Origin of the sequence: Fibrobacter sp. (assembly GCA_012523595.1) — a bacterium.
In the GTDB taxonomy this organism is placed as follows: Bacteria; Fibrobacterota; Chitinivibrionia; order Chitinivibrionales; family Chitinispirillaceae; genus JAAYIG01.
The window spans coordinates 1-25,593 of the sequence record JAAYIG010000044.1; the positions used below are offsets into that span (position 1 = coordinate 1).

Annotated in this window: 28 protein-coding genes and 1 tRNA gene; 15 read left to right on the plus strand and 14 right to left on the minus strand. The window is 44.8% G+C overall.

Annotated features, from left to right (window positions below; translation table 11 throughout):
• On the minus strand, positions 1 to 688 hold a 688-nt coding region (locus GX089_02395; protein ID NLP01317.1), incomplete at its 3' end, for a hypothetical protein.
• Positions 689 to 1,273: 585 nt separating this feature from the next.
• Here GX089_02395 and GX089_02400 point away from each other — a divergent pair.
• The 3 genes from GX089_02400 to GX089_02410 all read left to right on the plus strand — a co-directional run bounded on the left by GX089_02400 (position 1,274) and on the right by GX089_02410 (position 5,219).
• Entirely contained in the window at positions 1,274 to 2,956 is a 1,683-nt protein-coding gene (locus tag GX089_02400) for a hypothetical protein (GenBank protein NLP01318.1), read from the plus strand.
• On the plus strand, positions 2,947 to 3,792 hold the full coding sequence (locus GX089_02405) for a hypothetical protein (protein NLP01319.1): 846 nt from the start codon (positions 2,947 to 2,949) through the stop codon (positions 3,790 to 3,792). Before GX089_02400 ends, GX089_02405 begins: the two co-directional genes overlap by 10 nt.
• A gap of 98 nt (positions 3,793 to 3,890) precedes the next feature.
• On the plus strand, positions 3,891 to 5,219 hold the full coding sequence (locus GX089_02410) for a PhoH family protein (protein ID NLP01320.1): 1,329 nt from the start codon (positions 3,891 to 3,893) through the stop codon (positions 5,217 to 5,219).
• Between the two features lie 60 nt (positions 5,220 to 5,279).
• On the opposite strand, the gene GX089_02415 is transcribed toward GX089_02410, so the two are convergent.
• The 8 genes from GX089_02415 to argF all read right to left on the minus strand — a co-directional run bounded on the left by GX089_02415 (position 5,280) and on the right by argF (position 12,073).
• Positions 5,280 to 5,852, minus strand: a complete 573-nt coding sequence (locus GX089_02415) for an adenylate kinase (protein ID NLP01321.1) — start codon at positions 5,850 to 5,852, stop codon at positions 5,280 to 5,282.
• Positions 5,853 to 6,048: 196 nt separating this feature from the next.
• Positions 6,049 to 8,886: an excinuclease ABC subunit UvrA gene (gene uvrA, locus GX089_02420; GenBank protein NLP01322.1), complete on the minus strand. Its 2,838-nt coding sequence runs from the start codon at positions 8,884 to 8,886 to the stop codon at positions 6,049 to 6,051.
• 81 nt (positions 8,887 to 8,967) lie between these two features.
• On the minus strand, positions 8,968 to 9,372 hold the full coding sequence (locus GX089_02425; protein ID NLP01323.1) for a response regulator: 405 nt from the start codon (positions 9,370 to 9,372) through the stop codon (positions 8,968 to 8,970).
• Positions 9,344 to 9,727: a response regulator transcription factor gene (locus GX089_02430; protein NLP01324.1), complete on the minus strand. Its 384-nt coding sequence runs from the start codon at positions 9,725 to 9,727 to the stop codon at positions 9,344 to 9,346. The genes GX089_02425 and GX089_02430 overlap by 29 nt, the downstream gene beginning before the upstream one ends.
• A gap of 13 nt (positions 9,728 to 9,740) precedes the next feature.
• Positions 9,741 to 10,046, minus strand: coding sequence for a hypothetical protein (locus GX089_02435; GenBank protein NLP01325.1), 306 nt, complete (start codon positions 10,044 to 10,046; stop codon positions 9,741 to 9,743).
• 1 nt (position 10,047) lies between these two features.
• Entirely contained in the window at positions 10,048 to 10,359 is a 312-nt protein-coding gene (locus GX089_02440; protein NLP01326.1) for a hypothetical protein, read from the minus strand.
• The gene (locus GX089_02445) at positions 10,359 to 11,129 is read right to left on the minus strand and encodes a hypothetical protein (GenBank protein NLP01327.1); all 771 of its coding nucleotides are present in this window, start codon (positions 11,127 to 11,129) and stop codon (positions 10,359 to 10,361) included. Before GX089_02445 ends, GX089_02440 begins: the two co-directional genes overlap by 1 nt.
• 17 nt (positions 11,130 to 11,146) lie before the next feature.
• Positions 11,147 to 12,073, minus strand: coding sequence for an ornithine carbamoyltransferase (gene argF, locus GX089_02450; protein ID NLP01328.1), 927 nt, complete (start codon positions 12,071 to 12,073; stop codon positions 11,147 to 11,149).
• A 276-nt stretch (positions 12,074 to 12,349) separates the two neighbouring features.
• Between argF and spoVG the strand changes: the two genes are divergently transcribed.
• The 12 genes from spoVG (at position 12,350) to nrdR (ending at position 19,822) form a co-directional block, all read left to right on the plus strand.
• Entirely contained in the window at positions 12,350 to 12,634 is a 285-nt protein-coding gene (gene spoVG / locus GX089_02455; GenBank protein NLP01329.1) for a septation regulator SpoVG, read from the plus strand.
• 221 nt (positions 12,635 to 12,855) lie between these two features.
• Positions 12,856 to 12,927 (plus strand) — tRNA-Gln (locus GX089_02460).
• A gap of 43 nt (positions 12,928 to 12,970) precedes the next feature.
• On the plus strand, positions 12,971 to 13,624 hold the full coding sequence (locus tag GX089_02465) for a 50S ribosomal protein L25 (protein NLP01330.1): 654 nt from the start codon (positions 12,971 to 12,973) through the stop codon (positions 13,622 to 13,624).
• Between the two features lie 10 nt (positions 13,625 to 13,634).
• A complete protein-coding gene (locus GX089_02470; protein ID NLP01331.1) occupies positions 13,635 to 14,252 on the plus strand; it encodes an aminoacyl-tRNA hydrolase in 618 nt (205 codons plus the stop codon).
• Positions 14,253 to 14,298: 46 nt separating this feature from the next.
• A complete protein-coding gene (rpsF, locus tag GX089_02475) occupies positions 14,299 to 14,676 on the plus strand; it encodes a 30S ribosomal protein S6 (GenBank protein ID NLP01332.1) in 378 nt (125 codons plus the stop codon).
• Positions 14,677 to 14,691: 15 nt separating this feature from the next.
• Positions 14,692 to 14,961, plus strand: coding sequence for a 30S ribosomal protein S18 (locus GX089_02480; protein ID NLP01333.1), 270 nt, complete (start codon positions 14,692 to 14,694; stop codon positions 14,959 to 14,961).
• Between the two features lie 32 nt (positions 14,962 to 14,993).
• A complete protein-coding gene (locus GX089_02485) occupies positions 14,994 to 15,443 on the plus strand; it encodes a 50S ribosomal protein L9 (protein NLP01334.1) in 450 nt (149 codons plus the stop codon).
• Between the two features lie 79 nt (positions 15,444 to 15,522).
• The gene (locus tag GX089_02490; protein ID NLP01335.1) at positions 15,523 to 16,410 is read left to right on the plus strand and encodes a 4-hydroxy-tetrahydrodipicolinate synthase; all 888 of its coding nucleotides are present in this window, start codon (positions 15,523 to 15,525) and stop codon (positions 16,408 to 16,410) included.
• Positions 16,411 to 16,412: 2 nt separating this feature from the next.
• Positions 16,413 to 17,219 carry a 4-hydroxy-tetrahydrodipicolinate reductase gene (locus GX089_02495; protein ID NLP01336.1) on the plus strand — a complete coding sequence of 269 codons (807 nt, stop codon included), beginning with the start codon at positions 16,413 to 16,415 and terminating at the stop codon, positions 17,217 to 17,219.
• Between the two features lie 25 nt (positions 17,220 to 17,244).
• Complete coding sequence (locus GX089_02500) at positions 17,245 to 18,501, plus strand: hypothetical protein (GenBank protein NLP01337.1); 1,257 nt, start codon at positions 17,245 to 17,247, stop codon at positions 18,499 to 18,501.
• Positions 18,498 to 19,187: a hypothetical protein gene (locus GX089_02505; protein ID NLP01338.1), complete on the plus strand. Its 690-nt coding sequence runs from the start codon at positions 18,498 to 18,500 to the stop codon at positions 19,185 to 19,187. The genes GX089_02500 and GX089_02505 overlap by 4 nt, the downstream gene beginning before the upstream one ends.
• 158 nt (positions 19,188 to 19,345) lie before the next feature.
• Positions 19,346 to 19,822: a transcriptional repressor NrdR gene (gene nrdR / locus GX089_02510; GenBank protein NLP01339.1), complete on the plus strand. Its 477-nt coding sequence runs from the start codon at positions 19,346 to 19,348 to the stop codon at positions 19,820 to 19,822.
• A 29-nt stretch (positions 19,823 to 19,851) separates the two neighbouring features.
• Here the strand turns inward: nrdR and GX089_02515 are convergent, their stop codons facing one another.
• Genes GX089_02515 through GX089_02535 form a run of 5 tightly spaced genes read right to left on the minus strand, consistent with a single transcriptional unit; the run spans position 19,852 to position 25,033 of the window.
• A complete protein-coding gene (locus GX089_02515; GenBank protein ID NLP01340.1) occupies positions 19,852 to 21,585 on the minus strand; it encodes a hypothetical protein in 1,734 nt (577 codons plus the stop codon).
• A complete protein-coding gene (locus GX089_02520; protein NLP01341.1) occupies positions 21,585 to 22,265 on the minus strand; it encodes a hypothetical protein in 681 nt (226 codons plus the stop codon). The genes GX089_02515 and GX089_02520 overlap by 1 nt, the downstream gene beginning before the upstream one ends.
• Complete coding sequence (locus GX089_02525; GenBank protein NLP01342.1) at positions 22,262 to 23,179, minus strand: MCE family protein; 918 nt, start codon at positions 23,177 to 23,179, stop codon at positions 22,262 to 22,264. Before GX089_02525 ends, GX089_02520 begins: the two co-directional genes overlap by 4 nt.
• The gene (locus tag GX089_02530; GenBank protein NLP01343.1) at positions 23,176 to 24,018 is read right to left on the minus strand and encodes an ATP-binding cassette domain-containing protein; all 843 of its coding nucleotides are present in this window, start codon (positions 24,016 to 24,018) and stop codon (positions 23,176 to 23,178) included. The genes GX089_02525 and GX089_02530 overlap by 4 nt, the downstream gene beginning before the upstream one ends.
• Positions 23,993 to 25,033 carry an MlaE family lipid ABC transporter permease subunit gene (locus tag GX089_02535; GenBank protein NLP01344.1) on the minus strand — a complete coding sequence of 347 codons (1,041 nt, stop codon included), beginning with the start codon at positions 25,031 to 25,033 and terminating at the stop codon, positions 23,993 to 23,995. The genes GX089_02530 and GX089_02535 overlap by 26 nt, the downstream gene beginning before the upstream one ends.
• Between the last annotated feature and the right edge of the window lie 560 nt (positions 25,034 to 25,593).

The following is a 25,593-nucleotide window of genomic DNA, read 5'->3' on the forward strand; positions in this document are numbered from 1 at the left end:
CCAGTCTCACCCTCCGATTACTGTTAAGCTCTATCATCCTTCCAACAAACTCCTCATCTCCTATCACCCAGGATTCCGGATTTGAGAAACTCTGACAACCCTTGTTTGCTTTTCTGATTTTCTCTATCACCTCATCATTTCTGCAATAAGGGTCTCCTGATTGTATAAAGCTGCGGTAATTCTCCAGAGTTCCAAAGAGACCTATTGTATCTTCTCTATCGAGAATACCATCCTCGACACCATTCACCAGAGCATGATGTCCGCTCCATCTGTGCTGATCCATCCCTTCAACCATGCAATCTTTACACCTTGCCGGGTTAAAATGGATGTAACGGATTGTTTTCTCGATCTGCTCCTTATCTGCCTGGACTATCACAGAGGAAAACCTGGTGGCGAATACTGTTCCCTTGCGCTTATTGGTTCTATTGAAATGTTTGGCGAATATAAAGTTAACCCGCTGCATGAATTTGGAGATGGTTTCTTCGCTGGATTGAACCACCAGGTGATAGTGGTCATCCATGATAGACCAGGAGAAGCACTTGAAGGAGTACTTTTCCTTGGAGATTGAGATCTGCTTGAGTAAGAAACTTTTCATTTTCTCACTGGAGAAGGCTTTGAGTTCAGGGATGCAGGCAGATCTGATTTGGTAGAAGGCGTTCGGGACTATCATTCTTGGTTTAGTCGCCATGAGTCCTCCTTTACTATATAGGTTGCTTCACAAGGGGTTATTCAGGGTAAAAAGAGAGTAGCAAAAATCGGGGCAAGTTTGAGTCGTAGATTCAACTTTGGGGGTGACTCACCTCTGAGGTGAATTATTGCCTCTGAGGCCATATGTCACTCATGTCACCTCGCAGGTAAGGAAGTTTTTATGGTGACCCTTATTGACATAGTTAAAAAGTCATCTCTGGGGTGAACACTGCACATAGGAAAAATTACCCCTGAGAAGAATTATTGCTTCAAGGTCTATGTCACTGTATCACCTCAGGGGTGAAATGATGAAACCTGCAACTCCTGTTTCAATATTTCATCTACGAGGTAAAATTAAGATGCTTGATCCATTGAATTCACATCTTGATTGAATAAATGATCTACCCTTTCACTTAACAACAAGGAACTAAAAATACATCTCACTCTTTCCGGCGATTATATTATCTTCATATCTTAAAGCTCTTAAATAAAAATGTTCTCACAACAATTAAATGTTTTTCCCTCTTTTTTTGGCTTAAATCCGTTGGTCTAAAAACAACCTGATCTGCTTCAGGACGGGCTTATTATGAAGATTCCAGGAATTTTCCTTCTCCTGATAATCTCTGCCTCTGCAGCCGAAATAATCATCTCTGAAATTTTCAGAGATCCTCAGGGACCGGAAACTGCCCTGGGTGCAGGGAAAAGTCACGAATTTATCGAAATCTTCAATTATGGTGATGACACCTTTTTCATCGACAGTCTGTTTCTGACCGATGGGAGCGAAGCAGACTCGATTGTCCCCTGGGATAAACCTCTGCCTCAGCATCTTCATCAGACAATCTCCTCCCGGTTTCTCCTGCCATCTCAGAGTGCACTTATTCTGGACCAGGATTATTCGGATGCTATCGCACATGATCCCTCCTGCAGACTTCCTGTTTCGGATTCGGCTCTGCTCCTTATGTGTGGTGACGCGGAACTGGGAGGAAACGGACTTTCCGCAAGTGAAGGAGTGATGATTTACAAGGGAACCAGAAATACCATAAATTCAGTAATCTGTTATGTATCTGATTCATATCCTGATGATGGCAGAATCTCCTTTTCATCCCCTTCTAACAAAGAGGGAATCTCTATTGTTCCGATTTCATTTCTTTTTGACACAATTATGCATGATTACTGCAGGACTGAAATCTCTCCGGGCAGCTTTGAAATGATGAAGTCCGGATGGATTGTGGATTGGAGATTTAAAGATCCCGATCCTTCCGGTGGTGCAGTAATATGTGAAATCAAATGCTTAAAACCGGGAGGATCCCTGGAGACACAGACATGGGTTCTGGAGGCGGATTCTTCGGGAAAAAAAAAGATCGTTGACAGCGGAAATATCAAACCGGGAAAAGGACCTATTGACATCCAGTGCCAGTTTGTACCTGGTAATTTCGATTTGACATTCACATTCTGTGGCATTAAGTGGCCAATTGATCTGTCGAAAGTCTTCGCACCGGTATCATCTGTAAAAATAAATGAGATCTTTCCAAGGGCCAGTGATGATGAACCGGAGTGGTTTGAACTGGTGAATCTCTCATCGATGACAGTGAATCTTTCCGGATGGGTTTACGGGAACAACGAAAGCACTGCTCTTCTGAGCCCAAATGATATGTTTTTGGGACCCGGTAATTTCATTGTGGTAACAAAAGACAAAAAAACGCTCTGTACTCGTTATCCAGGATTGAATAATGTTTTCCAACCGCCGGTCTGGCATACCCTTGGTAACTTCAGCGATACTCTCTTTCTGCGGAGTGGTTCGGGACTTCAGGGGGATATGATCTGTTATGAAAGTGGGTGGTTTACAAAGTGGGAAAACCGGTCGCTTGAAAGGGCAGCTCCTGAGCTTGATGGTTGCTCACAGGAATCCTGGAGTGTTTCCGGACAGTCTTCTCCGGGTATGCCCAATAAAGCTCTGTTCTGGCGTAACACCACAAGGCCCTCGATGGAAATTGGGCCGATCCCCTTTACTCCCGATGGTGATATGAAGAATGATCTGCTCGAGATAACGATGAATGTGCCATCATCGAAAACATTTACTTTGTCAATATACAGTTTTGATGGGAGGAAAATTCGTGAGTTCACCGGGCCGGTAAGGGAGAAGTATCTCTGGGATGGGAGAGGAGATGATGGAAGAGAGGTGGTCACAGGACCATTCTTTGTTATTGCCCGTATCAAGACATCCGGACAAACTGTTCTGCTGAGAAAAAAAGGATTGTTATGGCGGTAGTCGGGATAATACTTCTGCTTTTCGTTTGTGCAGGGGCCATGGGCCCCTCAGATCCTTTTCCTGTCGGGTACTCTATGGGAAACCTGAATACTATTATCAGTGATGACGGGATTGGAGGAAGACAGCCCTGGGTTCCGGCTGCGGTTATCAGGCGTAATACCGGCTTTGTCCTGGCAGCAGGAGCGGTTTCTTACTATGACATGATGGATAATATCAGGGACAGGGGAATCTACAGGGCTGCTCTGGGGGTCTCATACGCCGGGCCGGTATTTAAATGCAAAGGAGCTTTTTCCCAGTTCGATGCTTTTCGGATGTACTTCAGTCAGGATGGATACTTGTCGGCAGGGTTGGGTGGAGTGAGTCTGGAGATGGCAGGGCATCGTATCGGGTTGAGGGGGAAAAAGGGGGAAGTAAAGACTATCGGTGAATTGGGTGCGTCTGTATGGCTGCCTTTCAGGTATGCCTCTTTGTTTCTGGGAGTCGAACATGTGGTTGTAAAGGAAAGCCGGAACGGATCCGATCCGCCTTTACTGATAAAAGGAAGTATGCATACCGCAGGAAACAGATTCGGTGCGCAGGGTGTATTGATTGAAGTGACTCCTTCAAAGAGAAAACCTGTAAGGTTTTTAATAGGTGAAGAGTATCGGCTTTTCAGATGGCTGGGAGTACATGCGGCTGTGGGGAGTAATCCTGTGTTGATTTCGCTGGGGGTTGTAGCGGAGTGGAAAATGGCAGGAGCAGTACTGTCCTTTGTTAATCATCCTGAACTGGGATGGTCAAAAGGGTTTTATACGGAATATGTAGCCGGCAGATTCAATGAAATGCGAAAAAAATAATAAGTCACTGAAGAAAATCCTTCTTGCGCCTGGGGGAATGTTATGAGAAAATAAAAAAAAAAGAATCTTACTTCCGGAAAAGGAGAGTGTCTCTTATAATGGCCCCCAGAAAAAAACTCTTTGTACTCGACACCAATGTAATGCTTCATGACAGTTCATGTATTTATCAGTTTGACGAACACGACATTGTGATTCCGATTACTGTGCTGGAGGAACTCGAAAAATTCAAAAAAGGAAATGGTACTCTTAATTTCCATGCGCGTGAAACCCTGCGTGCACTTGACAGTCTCAGTGAGGATCGCATCTTTAACGGTGGTCTGCCTATTGGTCCGGGAAAGGGGAAAATATCAATAAAGCTTGATCGCGAATTTCACAAAGACCTCTCTGTAAATTTTAACCCCGGTTACCCCGATCATCGCATACTTAACACTGCTTATATTCTTGCCGGACAACAGCGCTCCCGTCAGGTAATTCTGGTTACCAAAGATGTAAATCTAAGAATGAAGGCCAAATCTGTCGGGCTGATGGCTGAGGATTATACGACAGATCATGTAAAGGATATCTCGGCACTTTACAAAGGGCATAGAATCCTGGAGGGTGTTTCTGAAGAGAACATTCAGAAAATGTATAACCCGCAACTGGAAGTGGATGCATCTGAGCTTGATAACTGGGGAAAGCTCTCACCTAATGAATTTCTGATCATGCGTAATGGAAAACAATCGGCATTGGGCACTTTCGATGCATCATGCAACAGGATCCGCAAGGTGGACAAAACCACTGCTTACGGAATCACTCCCCGCAACGCAGAGCAGATTTTTGCCCTCGATGCCTTGATGAATGAGCAGATCAAACTGGTTACAATTTCCGGAAAAGCAGGAACCGGAAAAACTCTTCTTGCACTCGCTGCTGCACTGGAAAAGCGCCGGAGTTATCGTCAGATCTTCATGGCTCGTCCAATTGTACCTCTCAGCAATCAGGACATCGGATTTCTGCCCGGAGATATTCAGGCTAAACTTAATCCCTACATGCAGCCGCTTTACGATAACCTTGGGGTAATTCAGAACCAGTTTCAGGAATCTGATCCGAAACATACCAAAATAAAGGAATTGCTGGATGAACAGAAGCTTGTCATTGAGGCATTGTCGTATATCCGCGGGAGAAGCCTTGTAAAGATATTCTTCATTGTAGATGAGGCACAGAATCTTACCCCTCATGAAGTAAAGACTATTATCACCAGGGCAGGGGAGGGGACAAAAATGGTGTTTACAGGAGATATTTTACAGATAGATCATCCCTACCTTGACAGTCTTTCAAATGGATTGAGCTATCTGATTGAGAGGATGCAGGGTCAGAAACTTTATGCCCACATCAATCTTGAGAGTGGAGAACGTTCGGAACTGGCGGAACTGGCCAGCAATCTTCTGTAAAAAAAATGCCCGGTTCCTTTGCGGGTCGATGGAGCAGGGCATTTTTATCAATTTAAAAAATCAGTCAAATACCTTTTTTATTCTTTCGAACACTTCCTCGATAGTTCCTATCCCGTCAATGTCCCTTACAATTCCTCTGGGACGGTAATAGGCGAGACATGGTTCACTCTGGCTCTTATAGGTATTTATCCTGTTCTGGATTACTTTCGGGTCTGCGTCATCTGCCCGGCCTTCGATTGATGCCCGTTTTGAAAGACGGTCTCTTATCTGTTCATCTGAAACAGATATGTTTATAACATGGTCAAGATTCAGATTGAGCTCAGCAAGTGTTTCATCCAGTGCAGATGCCTGGGGAACGCTTCTGGGAAATCCATCCAGAAGAAAGCCTGTCTTCATATCCGGTCTGGAAAGGCGTTCTTTTACCATGGCTATGGTAATCTCATCCGGAACCAACTGACCCTTGTCTGAGTACGCTTTGGCTGTGAGACCCAGTTCTGTTGAATTCTTAATGTGGTAGCGAAACATATCCCCGGTTGATACATGAGGAATAGAGAGAAGGTCACGGAGCTTTGCTGCTTGAGTGCCTTTCCCCGCTCCCGGCGGGCCAAAAAGCACAATGTTCTTTCCACCCATTTTCAATGTCTCCTTTAATTTTGAAACATGTTGTGCCTTTTCAGGCGATAACCCGCAATGCCGGCAAATCAAAGCTTTTCCGGGTCAGTGAAGTATACTACAAAATAGTTTTTTACCGGTTTATGAAGTGCTTTTCGTGGCTGCTATTTGAATAATTCCAATTGGGATCGGAAAAAGAAGTCTCGTTTCTGCTTCCTTACCTGCCGGCTATCGCTGATTTCAGATATTTTCCGGTTATCGAGCGGGGATTGGCAGAAATCTGTTCCGGAGTTCCGCTTGCCACAATTTTCCCTCCTCCGTCTCCGCCTTCCGGTCCAAGATCGATCACATAATCGGCACATTTTATCACATCAAGGTTGTGTTCGATGATTATCACCGAGTTTCCTTTGTCCACAAGCTCCTTGATCACATTCATAAACATCAGGATATCTTCGAAATGAAGCCCTGTTGTTGGCTCATCGAGTATGTATAGAGTCCTGCCGGTTGCTCTTCTGGAAAGTTCCGATGCGAGTTTGATCCGCTGCGCTTCACCGCCTGAGAGAGTGTTTGCCGGCTGTCCCAGGTGAATGTACCCGAGACCAACCTGAGAGAGAACAGAAAGTCTGGATTTAATGGCACTTATTTTGTCGAAGAATAATAACGCTTCATCAACTGTCATGTTTAGAACATCAGCAATACTTTTGTTCTTGTAAAGTACTTCCAGTGTCTCCCGGTTATATCTTCTGCCTTTGCACGATTCACATTGCACATATACGTCCGGTAAAAAATGCATCTCGATCTTAAGCACTCCGTCACCTTCGCACGATTCACACCGTCCGCCCTTTACATTGAAGCTGAACCTGGAAGGTGTGTAGCCTCTTATCTTACTTTCCGGCAATGATGCGAAAAGGTTTCTGATCTGATCCATTATCTTGGTATAGGTCGCAGGATTGGAACGTGGAGTGCGGCCGATAGGGGACTGGTTGATATCAATTACTTTATCGATATGCTCCAGCCCGGTAATCTTTTGAAAAGGAAGCGGATGTGTTTTGGAGCGATAGATAATTTTAGCAAGCGCAGGGTAGAGTGTCTGGTTGACAAGTGAACTCTTCCCGGATCCCGATACCCCTGTTACACAAACCAGCATTCCCAGAGGAAATGTGACATCGATGTTCTTCAGATTGTTTCCGGAAGCCCCTTTCAGTGTGAGAAAAGAGCCGTTTCCTTTCCTCCTTGTTGCCGGGAGCGGAATCTCCCGCCTGCCTGAGAGGTATGCTCCGGTCAGGGATGAGCGATCAGCACATACCTGGGAAGGTGTACCCTGTGAGACGATTTTTCCGCCGTGTACTCCGGCACCCGGGCCGATATCGATCAGGTGATCGGCAGAAAGCATGGTCTCCTTGTCGTGCTCAATCACCACTACTGTATTGCCAAGATCACGGAGTGCAACCAGAGTATCGAGCAGTTTTGAGTTATCACGGGGGTGAAGCCCTATGCTTGGCTCATCGAGAATGTAAATCACTCCGGTCAGACGTGAGCCGATCTGGGTTGCAAGTCTGATCCGCTGCGCCTCTCCGCCGGAGAGTGTCGATGCTCCGCGGCTTAACGTAAGGTAGGAAAGCCCAACATTCCGCAAAAAATCAATTCTCTGCCTGATCTCCTTAAGGATCTGGAATGCAATTTTTTCTTCCTTTCCCTTCAACTTCAGGGAATCGAAGAATGATGCGCAATCATGAATTGATACCGAAGAAATTTCGGCGATATTCCTTCCGCCCACCAGTATTGAGAGACTCTCTTTTCTTAGCCGTGAACCTTTACAGGTGGGACATTGGCGCTGTGTCATGAAACTCTCTATCCATTGACGTATATCTTCGGATGTGGTTTCTTTGTAACGACGCAGAAGATTGGGAATTACTCCCTCAAATGTCCTCTTGAACTGTCCCTTGCCTTCTCTGCTGGCTGCCTCCCACTGCATCGTGATCTTTTCATCTCCGGAGCCGTAAAAAAGAATCTTGCGGTGTTTCTCGGCAACAGATGAGAATGGTTTATCAAGTGGGATTCTGAAATGATTGCAGACAGAAGTGAGTATCTGATTATTCCAGCAGCCCTGTGTCGATGCCCCGTTCCAGGGGACTATAGCACCCTGTCTGATGCTCAAAGATTGATCAGGGACACAGAGATCGGGATCTATTTCCAGAAGGTAACCCAGCCCGCTGCAGCTCTCGCAGGCTCCGAAAGGATTATTGAATGAAAACATCCTGGGGGTTATCTCTTCGTAACTCACCCCGCAGTCAGGGCAGGTTAACTGTTCTGAGAAAACCAGATCCTCATTTCCTGCACGGGATATCTTTACAGTTCCATTTGTACTCAGCTTCAGTGCTGTCTCAAGAGAATCTGTAAGACGGGATTGTATCTTTGGACTGCTTATGAGCCTGTCAACCACTACATCTATGGAATGCTTTTTGTTCTTGTCAAGTGGAATCTGCTCGTCAAGAGTGTAGGTTATCCCGTCTACGATAACCCGCAGAAAGCCGTCCTTCTGCAATTTCTCAAAAAGCTCCCTGTACTCTCCCTTGCGTCCTGATACTGCCGGGGCGAGAATCTGAAATTTTGTGCCCTCCGGAAGTTCCATTACCCGGTCGGTGATCTCCTGCACAGTCTGACGGGAGATGGTTTTTCCGCACTTATAACAGGTCGGGATTCCGATTCTCGCGAATAACAGTCTAAGGTAATCATGAATCTCGGTTATTGTTCCTACTGTAGAGCGCGGATTGCGACCCGTTGTTTTCTGTTCAATGGAAATAGCGGGTGAGAGTCCATCGATAGAGTCAACATCCGGCTTCTCCATCAGCCCCAGAAATTGACGGGCGTATGCGGAGAGCGATTCGACAAACCGGCGCTGTCCTTCGGAGTAAAGAGTGTCGAAAGCCAGTGATGATTTGCCAGAACCTGAAAGCCCTGTGATCACTGTCAGGGAGTTTCGGGGTATCGTTACATCGATATTTTTAAGATTGTGCTCACGGGCACCTTTAATGACTATGTTCCTGTTTTGCATCGATCAATACGCTGTAATAGGCAGGAGGTGGTTTAATTGGTTTACTGAGAGCTTGACACCTGATCTGCTGTAAAAAGTTTTCTAAAGATCTTCGTGATAACTGTTCCAGGCGTTCTGCACTGCTTCCGCCACTTTGGCACGGTTAAATGGTTTGAACAGACAGGGATAGCGGATTGTCTTGTAAATCTTTACCAGAGTGTGTTTAGGGTTGTAGCCAAAACCAGTCATCAGAGCCATTTCTGAGGGAATCTGTTTATCTTTGATCTTGCTGATAAACTCGTATCCATCCATTTCAGGCATGGCAATATCGGTGAGTACCAGGAAATATGCCTGTTTGTCAAGTTCCTTGAATGCATCATCGGTAGTGGAGACTGTGGTAACCTCCCAGCCAAGTGACTCCAGATAGATTTTCAGAAAATCCAGAACATCTACCTCATCATCAACTACCAGTATTCGGTTATTTTTTTCCTTTATTGAAGAGTTCATAAGTCTTGTCGATCAGTTCTTGCTTTCCAAAAGGTTTAGTAATATAGGCATCGGCATTCATGATATGAAGTCCTACCATTTCATCAAATTGCTGGGATTTTGCGGTAAGTATTGCAATTGGAACCCCGGAAAAAGATGAATCACTTCGTATAACCTTGAATACGGCCCACCCGTCCATTTTAGGCATTGAAAGATCCAGTAAAATAGCATCTGGATTGTAAGATTTTGCAGTCTGATAAGCAAGGAGCGGATCAAGAACTGTTTCCACCTTAAAATCCTCGGTCGTTTCCAGCACTAATTTTACCAAATCAGCGATGTCTTTGTCATCTTCAATTACCAGTATTTTTTTGGCCATAGAACACCGTACCTCAATTCCTGAAAAACTCCGAGAATAACCACTTCCAATATTTCAAAGAGACGAAAAAAGCCATAGCACCTGCCGCAAAGCGAAGCAGTACAGAGATTGTTGTAAATGATAGACCAAGGCTGAGGGCGTCATTGATCATGTCAATACAGATGGCAAGTATGATCAGCAGTCCCGTGCCATAAAGGACTTTGTAGTAGGGACCAATTTTCAGGGCTTCTCCAAGCCGCTTGCTCAGATAAGCCAGCACTGTCATTAGAATGATCGTGGATATATCAAAAAAAAACAGGCTCTGCTGATTGATAATCATGCTATTTACTTATTTTCCTCATTATAAAGAAAAGGCTGAGTATGCTGAGTGATGATGCTATGCCGCTGCCCAGAAGAGTAAAAACTGAGGCAACCTGGAAAAAGATGCTTTCACTTCTGCTTGAGTAAAAAACCACTACAAAAACAATCGCAAGAGATATTGCTATAATAAATCCGGTTTTGGGAGAAGACTGGTTGAACTTTTTATGGTAAAAAGCCGAAATCAGCAGCGCAATAAGATTTAACAGGCTGCTGAGCAGGATATATCCGCTTAAAAGCAGGGCCTCAAGACTCATGGATGAAAACGAAACCATTAACGCTTCCCGAATGCATTAACAAAAGCATCTTGGGGAGTGGAGTGGGTGATTCCACTCATGATTCCCTCCCGACCGCTGAACTTGGATTCTACTTCGATACCTTTGGAAGTGATCCTGAAACACCGGATATCTTTATGATGATCACTTCCCCGCATTTTAAGGATACAGAGCGCTTTTTCGATTGCGCTGTCGATCTCAACATATCTCAAGACGATGTAAGTGTCAACTATGAAGGGAATCTTGCTTGTGGTCTGTGACATCTGACCCAGAAGGCTGTCGTTTTCCTTCAACAGGATACTTGTGACTCCCTCTCTCTTGATAGAGTTTATCAGGCGGGTTTCGATTTCGCGCAGTTCATAAGGATCTGACACTATAGATTCAAAATGGGTCATGCTGTCAACCGCCATCCGCTTTATACCCATCTTCTCTACCAGTGACACAAATACCCCGTCAACTTTGTCAAATTCAGAAATAGTGGTCTGGGGATCGGAAAAAATTATCTTGAGCTTTCCTTCCTCTTCCAGTTTCTTGAAATCCCAGCCGAACTGCATTGCGTCATGATAATACTGCTGCGGGAACTCCTCAAAAGTGATAATCAGACCCGGCTCATTGTGCATGGTTATTCCATTATAAATATACTGCATGGCAAGAGTCGTTTTGCCTGTTCCCGGAGCTCCTTCCAGAAGATTGGCCGAGCCTCTGAGCAGGCCGCCGGATATCATTTTATCAAGTGCTTTGATCCCGAAAGGAATTCTTTCCTCGATCATAGATCTGCCTCCCGAATTCAGGAGAATAGGTGTAAGATGACTGCTTTCTGCACATGAAGCCTGTTCTCTGCTTCATCAAAAGCAATGGAGTGTTCTGAATCAAGAATACCACTTGTGATTTCCTCTCCGCGGCGAGCCGGCAGGCAGTGCGAAACTAAAACACCGGATGGTGCCCGGGAGATGACCTCACTGTTTATCTGGTAAGCGGCAAAATCATGCTTGCGCTTCTCAGACTCGCTTTCCTGGCCCATGCTGGTCCACACATCCGTATAAAGCGCTGTTGCATCCTTTACTGCACCATAAATATCATGTGTCACTTCCATACGCGAGCCGCTCTTCTTTGCTGCCTCCAGGCTCTTTTCCAGCACATCCTTCTTAGGTGCATAATCCCGGGGACATACAACCGTAAAATTATACCCCATTTTGGCGCTGAGAACCATTAAAGAATTGCAGACATTGTTGCTGTCTCCGATAAACACTACTTTTACGTTTCGGAGATCATCGATTTTTTCCTTCAGTGTTAAAGCAAAGGCCAGAGCCTGACAAGGGTGATACTTGTCAGTCAATGCATTTATAACAGGAATTTTGCTTGATTCTGCAAGCTGTACGACAGTGTGATGGCTGAAAGTGCGAGCGATTATCAGATGTACCCATCGCTCCAGATTTCTTGCCACATCTTCAACACTCTCCCGCTTCCCCATACCCACTGTCTCGCCTGACAGGTTTATAGGATGACCCCCAAGCTCGTTTATTGCCGTTTCAAAAGTGATACGGGTCCTCAATGAGGGCTTCTCAAAAATCATTACTCCCGTGCGATCCTTGAATGCCTTGGGATCGGTCTTCAAACGATCTCTCTTGAGGTCGGAGGCACTGCTCAGTATTTCCGCAATCTCTTCGGGAGAAAACTCCAGTAAGGAGAGCATGTCTTTTTTCGGAGGAACCATGATCATTCTCTCTGTCTGGTCTTTATGGGAAAAAAGAATAAAATAATTGTTTCGCACCTCTTAACAGCAAGTATTTGAGACTTCTGGAGCTATTTTACTCTCCCGAAATGTCTTTTATCCTTGATTTGCTAGAAATAAATGTTTGAAAGAATAGATTTTCTGCTTGGCAGATGCAGTTCTCCTTGTTATATTTAAATATATAGCTTCATATCTGAAATAATGCCACCCCAATCGGGCATTCGTTATTAAAGATGCCAGGACGAATGGAGGTAAACTGTGAATATCACAGAAGTAAAGGTAACGATCATTGAAAATGAAATGCGTTTGAAAGCCTCCGCCAACATCGTTTTTGATGATTGCTTTCTGATCAAAGGTTTGAAGATCATTTCAGGTTCCCAGGGCCTTTTTGTAGCAATGCCCAGCCGCAAGTTGAAAAACGGAAGATTCCAGGATATAGTTCATCCCCTCAATGTAGAAACACGCTCAATGATCGAGGAAAAAGTGATCGGTGCCTACGAGGAAAAACTCAAAGATATGGTCCCCTCTTCAGAGCAACAGTGATATCCGTGTTCCAGGTGTTTACATTCCAACCCTCTTAATCTGTCGGGGTCGGCATTACCAATGGAATCGAATATTGCAATCGTTCCCTTTTTTTATCAAGGTTATAATGTGGCAAAAAAACATTTTCTCACTAAAAGTGATGGCAATCCTTCAATCATGCGAATCAAGGTTTTGTTTTGAAACGCTCCTGATATTATATTAAAAGATTGCCTATTTTTCACTGGGGCGTCGACAAGCGGTAAGTCACGAGGTTTTGGTCCTCGCATTCGAGGGTTCGAATCCTTCCGCCCCAGCTATTATGACTATAGCTTAGGTAATCTTATTCCAGGAGGTATTTTGGACATCATTAAACTGAAAACGCGGCCGCGCAGCGGATCGGGAAAATCCTACACCCGCAAAGCACGCATGCAGGGATGGGTACCGGCGATCTATTATGGCCGTAACCATGAACCGGTCAATATTGAAGTCGATGGAAAAGAGTTTGCCACAATTGTACGCACAAAAAAACTGACCCATCTGATCGATCTTGGAATTGGAAGTAATGGGGATGATTCAATTGCGGTTATCCGTGAAGTACAGCGACATGTTCTGAAAGATAATATATTCTTCCATATTGACTTTCAGAAAGTAGCCATGAATGAAAAGGTTACAATCGAGGTCCCAGTGGTGACTGTAGGTATTTCGGTCGGTGTGAAGGAAAACAACGGAGTTCTTGGCGTCCCGGTAAAGAAGGTTACAATCGAGTGTATGCCTTCAGATATCCCGGAAAATATCACTATCGATGTATCAGCGCTGGATATTGGAGATTCGATTCATGTCAGGGATGTAGTTGTTCCCAATATAACAATAAAAGAAGCGCCTGAAGAAGTTCTGGCTGTGGTTACTCATGCTACTCGTGAGGAAGATGCAGCCAAATCTGAAGAAGCTGCTGAAGCAGGAGCTGCTGCACCTGCCGCTGCATCTTCTGCATCCGAGGCGGAAAAGAAATAGTGCCGAACTGATGGGATTGTTTTCTTTTTTAAGAAAACTCTTTCACAGATCCGTTCTGCCCGAATCAATTGATGCTGTTTATATCGGGTTGGGCAATCCTGGGGAGTATGCGAAAACGCGACACAACATTGGCTTCAGGGTTGCCGATGCTCTTTCTCAGAATCTCAAGTCTTCCATCCCCGGTTTTATTGCCGATTCTGAAATCGTTTCCGGAGTCATGGATTCCGGTAAAAGGGTTTTAGTTGTCAAGCCTCAGACTTTCATGAACCGATCCGGGGTGGCTGTTGAGGCCATCCTGAGAAAAACGAAAGTACCGTTTGATGCTGTGATGGTGATAGTCGATGATATAAATCTTCCGCTGGGGGCAATGAGGGCTCGAAGAGGGGGATCTCATGGCGGCCACAATGGACTCAAATCTATTATTGAATACATTGGTCCGGATTTCCCGAGGCTGCGCATAGGGATAGGCCCTCCGCCCAAAGATCGGGATCTGAAGGAATTTGTCCTGGGGGAATTTTCTGCTCAGGAAGAAAAAGTTTTAAAAGACGTGATTTCCAAAGCTGTCGCTGCATCGATCTGTTTTCTTACAGAGGGGGTCGATGTGGTGATGAATAAATACAACAAATAATCCTGCTCCGGCTTCAGCCGGAGCCATAGACCACAGGAGGTTTATTTTGAAGCGGCCCTATGAAACAATGATAGTTTTTGATGGGACTCTTCCTGATGATGTGCTTCAGAAAGAGCAACAGCAGGTTGAAGATCTCATCAAGCAGACAGCAAACTTTGAAAAAGCCGATGTATGGGGAAAGCGTCAGCTTGCTTATACCATCAAAAAGAAAAAGACAGGATATTATTGTCTTTTCCTGTATGAAGGGGAAGGGGATACTGTCACTGCCCTCGACAAGTATATTAAACTTAATGAGCGTATCCTTCGCCACCTGACTGTTCAGCGCAATCTCAAGAACGAGGCGGCGAGGGCGGCAGCAGCAGCACGTAGGGAAAAAACTCCCGAAAATGAACAGCCAATTCAAACTGATGATGAAATTGAATGATTGAGGAGAGAGAAAATGCTTCAGAGAAAAAGTGACAGAGAACGGTATGATTATAGTCAGGGTCCAAGAAGAAGGGCTAAAAAGGTCTGCTGGTTTGAGCAGAATAAGGTTGAGCCTGACTACAAGGACATCCGCATCATTTACAGGTATATTACAGAACGTGGTAAAATTGTTCCGCGCCGCCTCTCAGGTGTAAGTTCAAAGAACCAGAGAAAGCTGGCAATCGCTATCAAGCGCGCCCGCCACCTGGCTCTTCTGCCCTTTGTAGCGGAAAATATTAAATAAACAGAGCTGAAAATGAGAGGAGCGATCTAATTATGGAAGTAGTTCTGAAAAAAGACTATGACGGGCTGGGAAAGGCCATGGATGTGATTCCGGTCAAAGACGGTTATGCTCGGAATTTTCTCATTCCTCAGGGAATAGCGGTTCCTGCTACTGAGGGAAATAAAAAGAAAGTCGCTGAGGCAAAAAAGGCGGCTGAGCGTAAAGAAGAGAAGAAAATCGCCGAAGCACGTGAACTGTCAAAGAAAATTGAACAGATCCCTTGCACTATTCCGGTGAAAGTCGGAGAGGAAGAGAAGATCTTTGGTTCGGTTTCCGCTCAGGAAATCGCCGATTTCCTTAAAAAGGAAGGTTTTAATATTGAAAAACGGGATGTGGACCTGGAAGAGCCGATCAAGCAACTTGGGGTCTACAATATTAAAATCAACCTTTACCGGGATGTATCTGCAAAACTCAAGGTATGGGTTGTTAAGGAAGAGAAATAAAGCCCGGTATATTAATGTCCAGATGTATGCCGGGCCTTTCTAAAAGACCCGGCATTTTTACTTTTTGAAAGGAAAAGAGATGCATTTCAAAGGATGCTATGTAGCGATTGTCACTCCTTTCAGTGATGATGGCTCGATAAACGAGAAAGCTTTACGTGATAATATCGAATTTCTTATCAGTAAAGGAGTCTCAGGTGTTGTCCCCTGCGGAACAACAGGAGAGTCAGCTACTCTTTCCTGGGAGGAGCACAACAGAGTGGTGGATATTACCATCGATCAGGCTGCGGGAAGAGTGCAGATTATAGCCGGCGCCGGTTCAAATAATACCCGGGAATCAATTTCCGCCGCCAAACACGCCCAGGATAAAGGTGCTGATGCGCTCCTGTGCATTACTCCCTATTACAACAAACCCACTCAGGAAGGTTTGTTTCAACACTACAAGTCTATAGCTTCCAGTGTTGATATCCCCATAGTGGTTTACAACGTTCCGGGGAGGACTGGAATTAATCTGTTGCCTGAGACACTGCAGAGGCTCTGTGCTTTCCAGAATATCGCCTGTGTAAAGGAAGCGAGTGGTAATGTTACTCAGATCTCCGAAATTCATCGTCGCTGTGGCGATCGGCTGACTATCCTTTCGGGTGATGATGCACTGACTCTGCCCATTCTTGCTGTAGGGGGTAAAGGAGTTATCTCTGTTGTGGCTAATATAGTCCCGGAGAGGATGTGTGCCATGTTAGATGAGTTTTTCAAAGGAAATATAGAGTCAGCACTGAAGGTTCATGAGGAACTGCTGCCACTTAATCAGGCTATGTTTATTGAAACTAACCCTGCTCCGGTAAAAGCAGCGATGAATCTTATAGGAATGAATGCTGGATCTTTGCGTCTGCCGCTTGTCGCTATCAGTGAACGCAATAAACAGGAACTTATCTCCGTACTTCGTAAGTACAACTTCAGTATCAAGGAGTAATTGTGGCTCTTGACATTATCATTAATGGTGCAATGGGCAGAATGGGAGCCGAAATAGCAAACATTGTGCTTTCAGATAATGCGCTTAAACTGAAAGCATGCATCGAATACGCAGGCCATCCCCAGGCGGGGCAGGATTATGGAACACTGATAGGCAAGGGCCCCATAGGAGTTTTGCTTACAGATTCTCTCAGTTGCCAGGATCTGTCAGGAGCCGTAATCATAGATTTTTCCACCATTGAGTCTACCCGCTCATTGTTAAGCAAAGCTTCTGAAATAAAGGCTGGGCTGGTGATTGGAACAACCGGTCTGGATGAGGAGGTTAAGGCCCTCGGAAATGAAGCCTCCGGGAGTGTACCTGTGCTGATATCTCCAAACATGAGCGTGGGAGTAAATTTGCTTTTCTCCCTTACCCAAATGGTATCTTCACGATTAAAGGACCTTTTTGATATCGAGATCATCGAGGCTCATCACAGATTCAAAAAAGATTCTCCAAGTGGAACCGCTAAGCGCCTTGGAGAAATAATCGCGGAATCTCTGGAAGTGTCCTACGATGAGGCTGTAAAAAATGGAAGGTCCGGAATTTCTCAGTCTGTTCGTTCTCCCCGGGAAATCGGAATGCATGCAGTGCGTGGCGGTGATATAGTGGGTGATCATACAGTATTGTTTGCAGGACCAGGTGAACGGATTGAACTGAGACACATGGCTCACAGCCGTACTATTTTTGCCAGAGGGGCAGTGGTTGCAGCCAAATGGCTTGCAAACCAGAAACCCGGAAACTATTCAATGAAAGATGTATTAGGATTGTAAAGGTCTCCATTCTTACGGGAGTAATATGAGGTATTCAGTTCTTTGTCTGATTTCAGTGCTCTGGTTTGCTGCAAGTGCTCAGAATCAGCCCGACACCGTGCAAAAAGCTTCAGAGGCGATTGCAGATGACTCATCCGGGAAACCGGCTGTTGAATCCACTGTCCAAAATAGCAGTGATCCGACTGTGGAGACATCATCCGGAAGCAATAAAGTTCCCGAGATAATTGAAAGTGAAGAGGAACTTATTCTTGATGGCGGAGAAGAGGATCTTCTTGGACCGCTAAGGGAAGAAAAAAAGATTGAACAACTTGAATCCAAGGAGAGAGTTGCAGAATTACCAGATCAAAGTACCGACTCATCTCTGGTCGAGACTGAACAGCCAACGTCTGAGCAGGATCAGAAAGTTGCTGAAAGACCTGTAAAGAGCGCTCCTGAATTGGATCTGAAACCTCAGCCTGCTCCGGAAGTTTCTAAAATCGAGAAGATGGAACCGATCAATTTTGCCAGAAACCTTAAAGAGTACAGATCTCCAAAAGTGGCGATCATGCTCTCTTTACTGCTCCCGGGACTTGGCCAGGCTTATGCCAGAAATGGGAAAAAAGCAGTAGTTTATGGGGCAATTGAAGCCACTGTGATAGGTGTGGGCGCTGGTTTTGGGATTAAAGGCAGAAATGAGAAAAAAGATGCTTACGATTTTGCCGATCAACATTATTCAACCAGCAATTTCCAGTCTTACTATGAAAAACTCAGCTCCAAATTTTCTTCCGATTCTACATTGGAACAAATCTTTCTCGGAACTGATGTGCAAACTTTTAAACACAGTGCTAAAAACAAGGATGAGGATTTTTATCGTACAATTCGTGAGAATGATAATCCTTTTATTCACGGCTGGGATGATGCGGAACCTGGATTCGATGCAGATTTTGAGATACACCCCGATTATGAGGACAAATATAAGAAACTCAGCGATCCCAATAAAGGATATCTGGTTTACGCAGAGGAAGACTCCGGTAATGCTCTGTATGGTTTTTCAGAAAACCAGAAAAAGTTCAGTAAAAAGATCTCAGAATCCAACAAGTATTATCGGATTTCCAAAGGTGTTCTCACTATGCTGCTTGTGAATCATATCATGAGTGCGATAGATGCGGGGATCACCGCCAAAGCCCATAATGACCAGTTGCTTGGCAAAGAGAGTTTCTGGCAGAGAATAAATATCGAACAACAGACAGTGCAGACAGTAAACGGTACTGCTTCCGGTTATGCTTTACAGGTAATATTTTGAGAAAACATAATTCTTTTCTGATTTTGCCGTTATTTCTATTTGCTGCAGTTTCCGCGCAGGTCACTGTACAGGATATTATTGTAGACAGCATCGATGTTTTCTCGCAGCAGGATGACAAATCCATTAAGTCTTCAAAAACAGCCATGGCTGCATCACTTCTGATTCCCGGTCTGGGACATCACTATCTGGGCAATGCAAAACCTGCGCTGGGATATATCTGCCTGGATGTGTTATCGGTTTTCGGTGCTGTGATGTGCAACCGTCAGGCAAAGACTTTATTAGTGAATTCAAGGGGTTATGCTTCTACTTATGCCCATATAACCCGGGGCAGTAATGATGAAAGTTACTGGAATCTGGTGGGACAGTTTGATAACATGGAATACTACAATCAGGTTACAGGACTGAACCGCCAGAAAGAAGACCAGATAACCAACTTCGATCTTAACTGGGATTGGGACTCGGATTATCACAAAGAAGAATATGTCAGGATGAGAAAGAACTCTCATGTTTTCCAGACGGTATCTTCTCTTTTCCTGGGAGCGATGGTTTTAAACAGGATCGTGGCATTTGTCGACATAAGGGCAAAGACCCGTTATAAGGGGATTACCGGGGCTGCTCTTAGAATCCAACCCGCTATATCTCCTGACCTCTCCACTGCAGGAATCCTTATTTCAAAGCAGTTTTAACTCTCCGGTTTCCCTGCTGCGGTTCTTGACGGTTGATTATCAGAGCCGGATTACTGTTATCTCTCTTTATTGCACGTGAAAGCAATTAGCAGTATATTGTACTATATATAGTGTTGTTTCGTAGTCAGAGATACAACTCTTTCGATCTGGAGTAAGTAATGCGATGTCCTTTCTGCAGTCACGGTGAAGATAAAGTAGTGGATTCACGCTCAAGTAAAGAGGGGCAGGCTGTGCGCAGGCGCAGGGAATGTCTCAGATGCGGACAGAGGTTCACAACCTACGAATACATTGAAAATGTATCGCTTACTATTATAAAAAACGATCAGCGCCGTGAGCCTTATGACCGCCAGAAACTCATGCAGGGTATCATTGCGGCATGTAAAAAGAGACCGGTGAGCATGAAAAAAATCGAGAGTATAGTTGATAAAATCGAGAATCTGATAGAGAAGTCCGGAAAAATGGAGGTCCCCAGCCAGGATATAGGACAGTTTGTAATGGCCGAACTCTATGCCCTGGATGAGGTGGCTTATGTAAGGTTTGCTTCTGTGTACCGGAAATTCAAGGATATCAGCGAATTTATCTCTGAAGTAAAGGATATAGAATCCAAAGGGGATCCACTGGTTAAGGGAAAGTAAAATTTCCCTTGTATTTGTCCAGGCAGTTTCTACCTGCTGCTGTAAGCAAATCTCAGCCACACCCGGTGAGTGCTCTTTTTTACACGCGCATCAACATCTTCGGGCTGCTTCAGTATATAATCATAATCATAATCGAGAGTGACAGGACGAGCGATACGCCAGCTTATAGTTGCCGAAAGGTCGAAATCCGGTTTTGTAATACGCATTTCCGGAGCAACTGGAGCAAAAACCTTCAATTCCGCACCGGCAGTTCCCAGTCTCCCGATATTGATATTTCCACTGATGGAGCCTTGGGGTCCAAATTCAAAAATGCTTGTTTTATCCTGGGACTGGAGCACTATGCTGTTCTGCATGCGTAAATAATAGGGTGAATTGGAATAAGCGTCTGGCTCGATACTTTGATATCTCCGGGGAAAACTGGAGAAGGAACTTCCAACTCCCAGTCTGACTTTCAGTTCGAAATAGTTTGTGTTTACTGCATCGAAATTGGCTCCTCCACTGATATCCAGAGTTAAGGGAGAAAATGACGGTGTGATCTGGAAGACCTGTTTTGATGTGTCAAAGCTTTCCTCAGTTATCGTAGAGTCATTCTCAAGAATGCAGAATTCGCTTTTCTTGTAATCTTCAAGTCTGATTCTCCTGGGAAGCAGGTTGGTTCTTACCTCAGCACGTCCAAAGGGGCCAAACCAACTTAAAAAACGCCAGATATAGAGAGAATTGATCCTGAAATCATCAACACCGCTGGTGAGGTCAAGTTCCGATAGGCTCAGACCCTCATCGATTCGCACCATCGTTTCCCATTCATGGGGTTGGTTATTGTAAAGAAGCCACACACTGGTTGAGAGACTGAAGATAGTTGATATGGCCTCCTGATGCGCTTCATTGCGGTCGATCTCCCCATTGAACTGAAGCATTCCACCGATATTACCTCCGTATTTCCAGTGTGAGGTGATTTGGGTCCCGGGTGTGATATCAACTGTACCACCGCTGATTATCGCCATGTTGTCGGGTCGTTGTATCAGAAGAAACTTTACCAGTTCACCAGGGAGAAGTCTTACTGTGACGAAATTTTTCAGAGTATTGTAACTCTCTCCTCTACCCAGAATTTTATAGGTACCTGGTTTAAGTATCCAGGTTTTTACAGATTCACCCAGGCTGATATCTGCTCCGAATCCTCTTCCAAACGGCTCAAAGTCATCTAAACGCACCAGTTCGTATTCACCCCGGAAAGTAGTAAGGTTTGTGTCAACTGTTTCAATTGTTAACCCTGCCCAGTCGGGCATAACTGGCGAGATTTTTGACTCTTCCACAGTGATTGGTTTTACAATACGCTGTTTGTGTGAACCACTCCCCAGCATGACCAGATACGAACCAGGCTCTACCGTGAAAGTTCTGCCTGTTTCTCCGCTGGTTACAGTATGTATGTCAAGGTCCAGGATTTCCACATCTGGTTCGTTTTTCGCTTCAGTGTATCTGGGAACGAAAATGCCACCTTTACCAAGAGGGATATTTATTCTGTCCGAAGCCATCTGTTCTGCCAGAGGGGGAGTGTCCCAGGTTTTTGCAACAATATCGTACCAGGCTGATGTTCTGTCTGTGCTGTCAATTTCCGGTCGTTTAACTGAGTCGACCGGAATTGTCCATTTCAGGTATTCCTCTGTTATTTCCTCACCGGGAAGATCCGGAGGAAGCTCTGCATGAGAATAGCAGAGAAGAATGCCCAGGGTTAAAAGTACAGCACGGGGCAGAAGAGATCGCAGCATCACTGATCTACCTCTGTAATGGTTGAATCCTCGAACACCGGAGACTCGATTCCAATAGTAGTAGTCTTGCTTCCGAATTCCTGAGCCAGCTTGATATCCATATCATGAACAGCCTGGGTCATTGCATATTCCATCAGAGCTGACATCTCCCTGATAACGAATTCGGGCTCTTTCTGATAAACTTTTTTCCGCAGATCGAATCTTCTGGTGTAAAGCACTCTTCCGTCACCAGTCCGGACCAGGTTGATTCTGAAGGCCAGGTGAGCAAACCAGAGTTCTTCGCTGTCATACTCTTCAAGTGCCTCAATTATTCCGCTTAACTCATAATCCGGCTTCTTTCCTTCATCGAATCTCCTCACAATACTGCTTGCAAGATTAGCGGAAACCAGATGTTTGTGAACCAGATCAGTTATCATTCGGGTAGGTTTTACAGCCCATACACGGTAAACGTAATACTTCAGTTGAAAAGGACTCTGCCTGTAAACTATCTGAGGCCGGTTATATGCTTCCTCTATACTGAATTCCTTAAGACGGATAGTAATTGGATATGGATTTGGATTCTGACGCTTGTTCATTGAAGGCAGGTAATTTAATACGTAGTATTGTTTTGTCGGTACCGAACCGCATCCTGCTGTTAGCAACACCGCTAATGCCAGCGGGTATACTATCCTTTTTCTCATCGGACCTCCCTTCCTCTCTGAGATTCACCCTTAAGCAGCAGTGATGGGTTTTCGGCCAGAACTTTTGTTAACTGGTTGGCATTCTCTGAAGCCTCTCTGATATTTTCCATCCCCACTGCGAAATCCTCCCTGCTTTGACGGACCATGAGAGAAAGATTTTCTGCAAGGCTTTTAAGCGAGTGCACTGTCGAGTCAATGGCTGAAAAGGTACGGCTTATCTGATCCGCCGTGACATTGCCTTTAAAAGAACTGGTAAAGCTTTTGATGTCACCTGCCACAGAATCAATTTTGGTGATCAGGCTGCTTGTGGAGTTTGTCATTTTCTGAATCTGAGGACGTGACTCGCTGACAAAACCCCTGACATCCTCTGTGATATAGGCTACATTGTCCAGTATCTTTTTGATTGACCGGAGACTGTCCGGTTCTGTGATTTGATTAAGGTGATTGAGAAGCAGTTCTACTTTGCCGACAATCGATTCCGCTTTACCGGTGATTGTCGAGATCACGGAGATCTTTGTGGGAATTTCAGACCCGGGTTTAAGAAGCTCTGATTCATTTTTTCCTCCGGCTATCTCAACATACTTCAACCCGGTTATCCCCATAGCCCCTGTAGTGGCAACCATATCTACCTTCATGGGGAAATCCTGCTGTATTTTCATCTCTACTTTTACTTTGGAGAGATTGTCCGGAAGGTAGGTTATTTTTTCGACTTTGCCAATGGGTACGCCGCTGAATTTGACAACCGCACCCTGCTCCAGTCCGCTGAGAGATTCTCCTTCAAAGTAGGCAAAAAAAGTATTGAATTTGTCAGTCAGTTTCATTCCCAGAGGAATGACAAAAAAAATTGCCAGGAGGATTATTCCCGCGATTACAAATACACCAAGTCTGGCTCGCTGTGCCCTAGATATGCTCATCCTGAAAACTCCAGGTTGAAATCAGTGGTGCAGGTGACGCTTTTGTTCAGGTCCGGTTCGTGCCGTTTGAAAAAGTCACAAACAGGACCCTCTTTGTGTTTGAGCGCTTCTGCAAGTGGGCCGTCAAAAAGAAGAGACCCTTTGTGTAAAAATGTGATATTGTCCGCTATCTTTTCTATAGAAAAGAGTTCATGAGTAACAACCACAACAGTTATCCCCAGCATCATGCGTAGTTTTAACAGTAAATCATCCAGACCGGCTGATGTCACAGGATCAAGTCCTGCCGAAGGCTCATCGCAGAATAACAGCGGCGGATCAAGTGCCAGAGCGCGTGCAAGTGCGGCTCTCTTTCTCATTCCACCGGATAGTTCCCCCGGATAAAGTTCCGCCGCGTGCGGAAGATCGACCTGGGCAAGTTTCAACCGGACAATCTCTCTGATTATACTATCTGGTAATCTGGTGTGCATCTGTAATGGCAATGCAACGTTTTCCTGAACAGTAAGCGATCCCAGAAGTGCGCCATTTTGAAACAGAACGCCAATCTTTTTCAACACATCTACTGTCCGGGGATCATCCTGATCGGATATTTCTGTCCCGAAAATACGGATTTTTCCTGAATATGGCTTAAGAAGCCCGATTATTGACTTGAGAAGTGTTGTCTTCCCGCATCCTGATGTGCCCAGAATCACTCTGATTTCAGATTTGAAAAAGCTGGTACTTATGTCTTTAAGTACAACCCGGTCACCATACCTGGTTACCAGATTCTCTATTTCAACTATCGATTTTTTGCTATTGCTGTCCAATGCGCTTAACCTACAGGATAAACGAGAAAAGGGCATCCGCAATTATAATTATGAAAATTCCGGTTACAACACTGGCGGTTGTTTCTTTACCTACCGCTTCAGCGCCTCCGCGAACTTTGAACCCATAAAAAGATCCGATCCAGATAATCAGCCACGAAAAGACAACCGACTTGATGAATCCTGCGAATACATCCTTCATGGCGAGGCTCTTGCCTAATTCGTTCCAGAAGAGACTTGATGACAGATCAAGATAAAGCAAAGCTACAAAATATCCACCTAGAATGCCTGCCGCTGTACCCAAGATAGAAAGTATCGGCATGGTGATCGATATAGCCCAGAATTTTGGTACTACAGTGAATTGAATCGGGTTTATCCCCATTGTCTGAAGAGCATCGATCTCTTCACCAACTACCATCGTGGCAATCTCTGCTGTTGTAGCACTTCCGGTTCTGCCAGCCAGAATAATTGCAGTGAGAAGAGGTCCCATCTCCCTTACCATCGTGATTCCAACCAGTGGGGCCAGAAAAACCCCTGCTCCAAAAACACGCAGTTGCATGGCGGTCTGAAGAGCAAGCACGATCCCGATTAGCAGTGACAGTAGGCCGACTATACCAAAGGCTTTATATCCCAACTGGTACATCTGTTCGCCTAATGCCCCTTTTTTAATGTCCCGTTTTTCCAATAATCCAAAAGTACCCCAGTAAAGCATTTCAGTTAGAATCGAGAGCGCTCCAAGGGCAGTATCCTTGAAAGAAAGCACTGCGTCGCCTGTTCTGACCAGGAAATTCTCGCTTTTTTTCTTTCCAGTCTGTTTTGCGGCTGTCGGAGACCAGGATTGCAGGTTTTTAAGTAGATCCGGTGAGAGATCTTTGAGTATTAGTTTCCCACCCGATTTCTGGTGTAATGAGTGGAGGAGGTGAATGAAACTCATTCCGGCAGAGTCGATCTTTTTTGTCTCAGAGAAGTCCAGTACAAGGGTATGGTCTTTTTTTCCTGAAAGGAGGTCAGATTTGGAAACCCAATCAAGATCAAGAAACGCCGGGATTATCACCGGATTATGTTCGCCAGAGTTTTTCTGAGTCCGGATTTTCATAAGTGGAAAGATGAAATTCAATATTAGTTATAAGCAAGCGTACTAAATAAGTATAGTTTCTGGGAAATCTAAACGCCAGGAGGGGGAAAGAGAAAGGGCTTGAAGAGAAAAAAGAAATGCCGGATACGGCCGGAACCGGGTGGCCTTGACGAAACGGGAAGCCCTCTTGTCAAGCAAAGGAGATAAAATAATTTTCTGAAGCGGCTCTGTCAATGCCTCTGTAAGTGACTGCTGTGAAAGGAGATGCAACTAATTTAAAGGATGACAGGAGTTACCTGGTTATTAAAATAAATGATAAACAATTTGCATTTTTTTACTTTTGCCCATATATTATAAGTGCCTGAACAAAAACAATTTATAAAGTTTGGAACAATTTGCCTCTAAATAAAATCCTTTTCTGAGTGCGGAGGGTTATCTAATATGCAGCTACCTAAATCGCGGCGCCGTCAAAAACTTCGGGAAAAGAAATGCCAGTACCCCGGATGCGGCAAGATCTTTTTCGGCATCCATATTTCCAA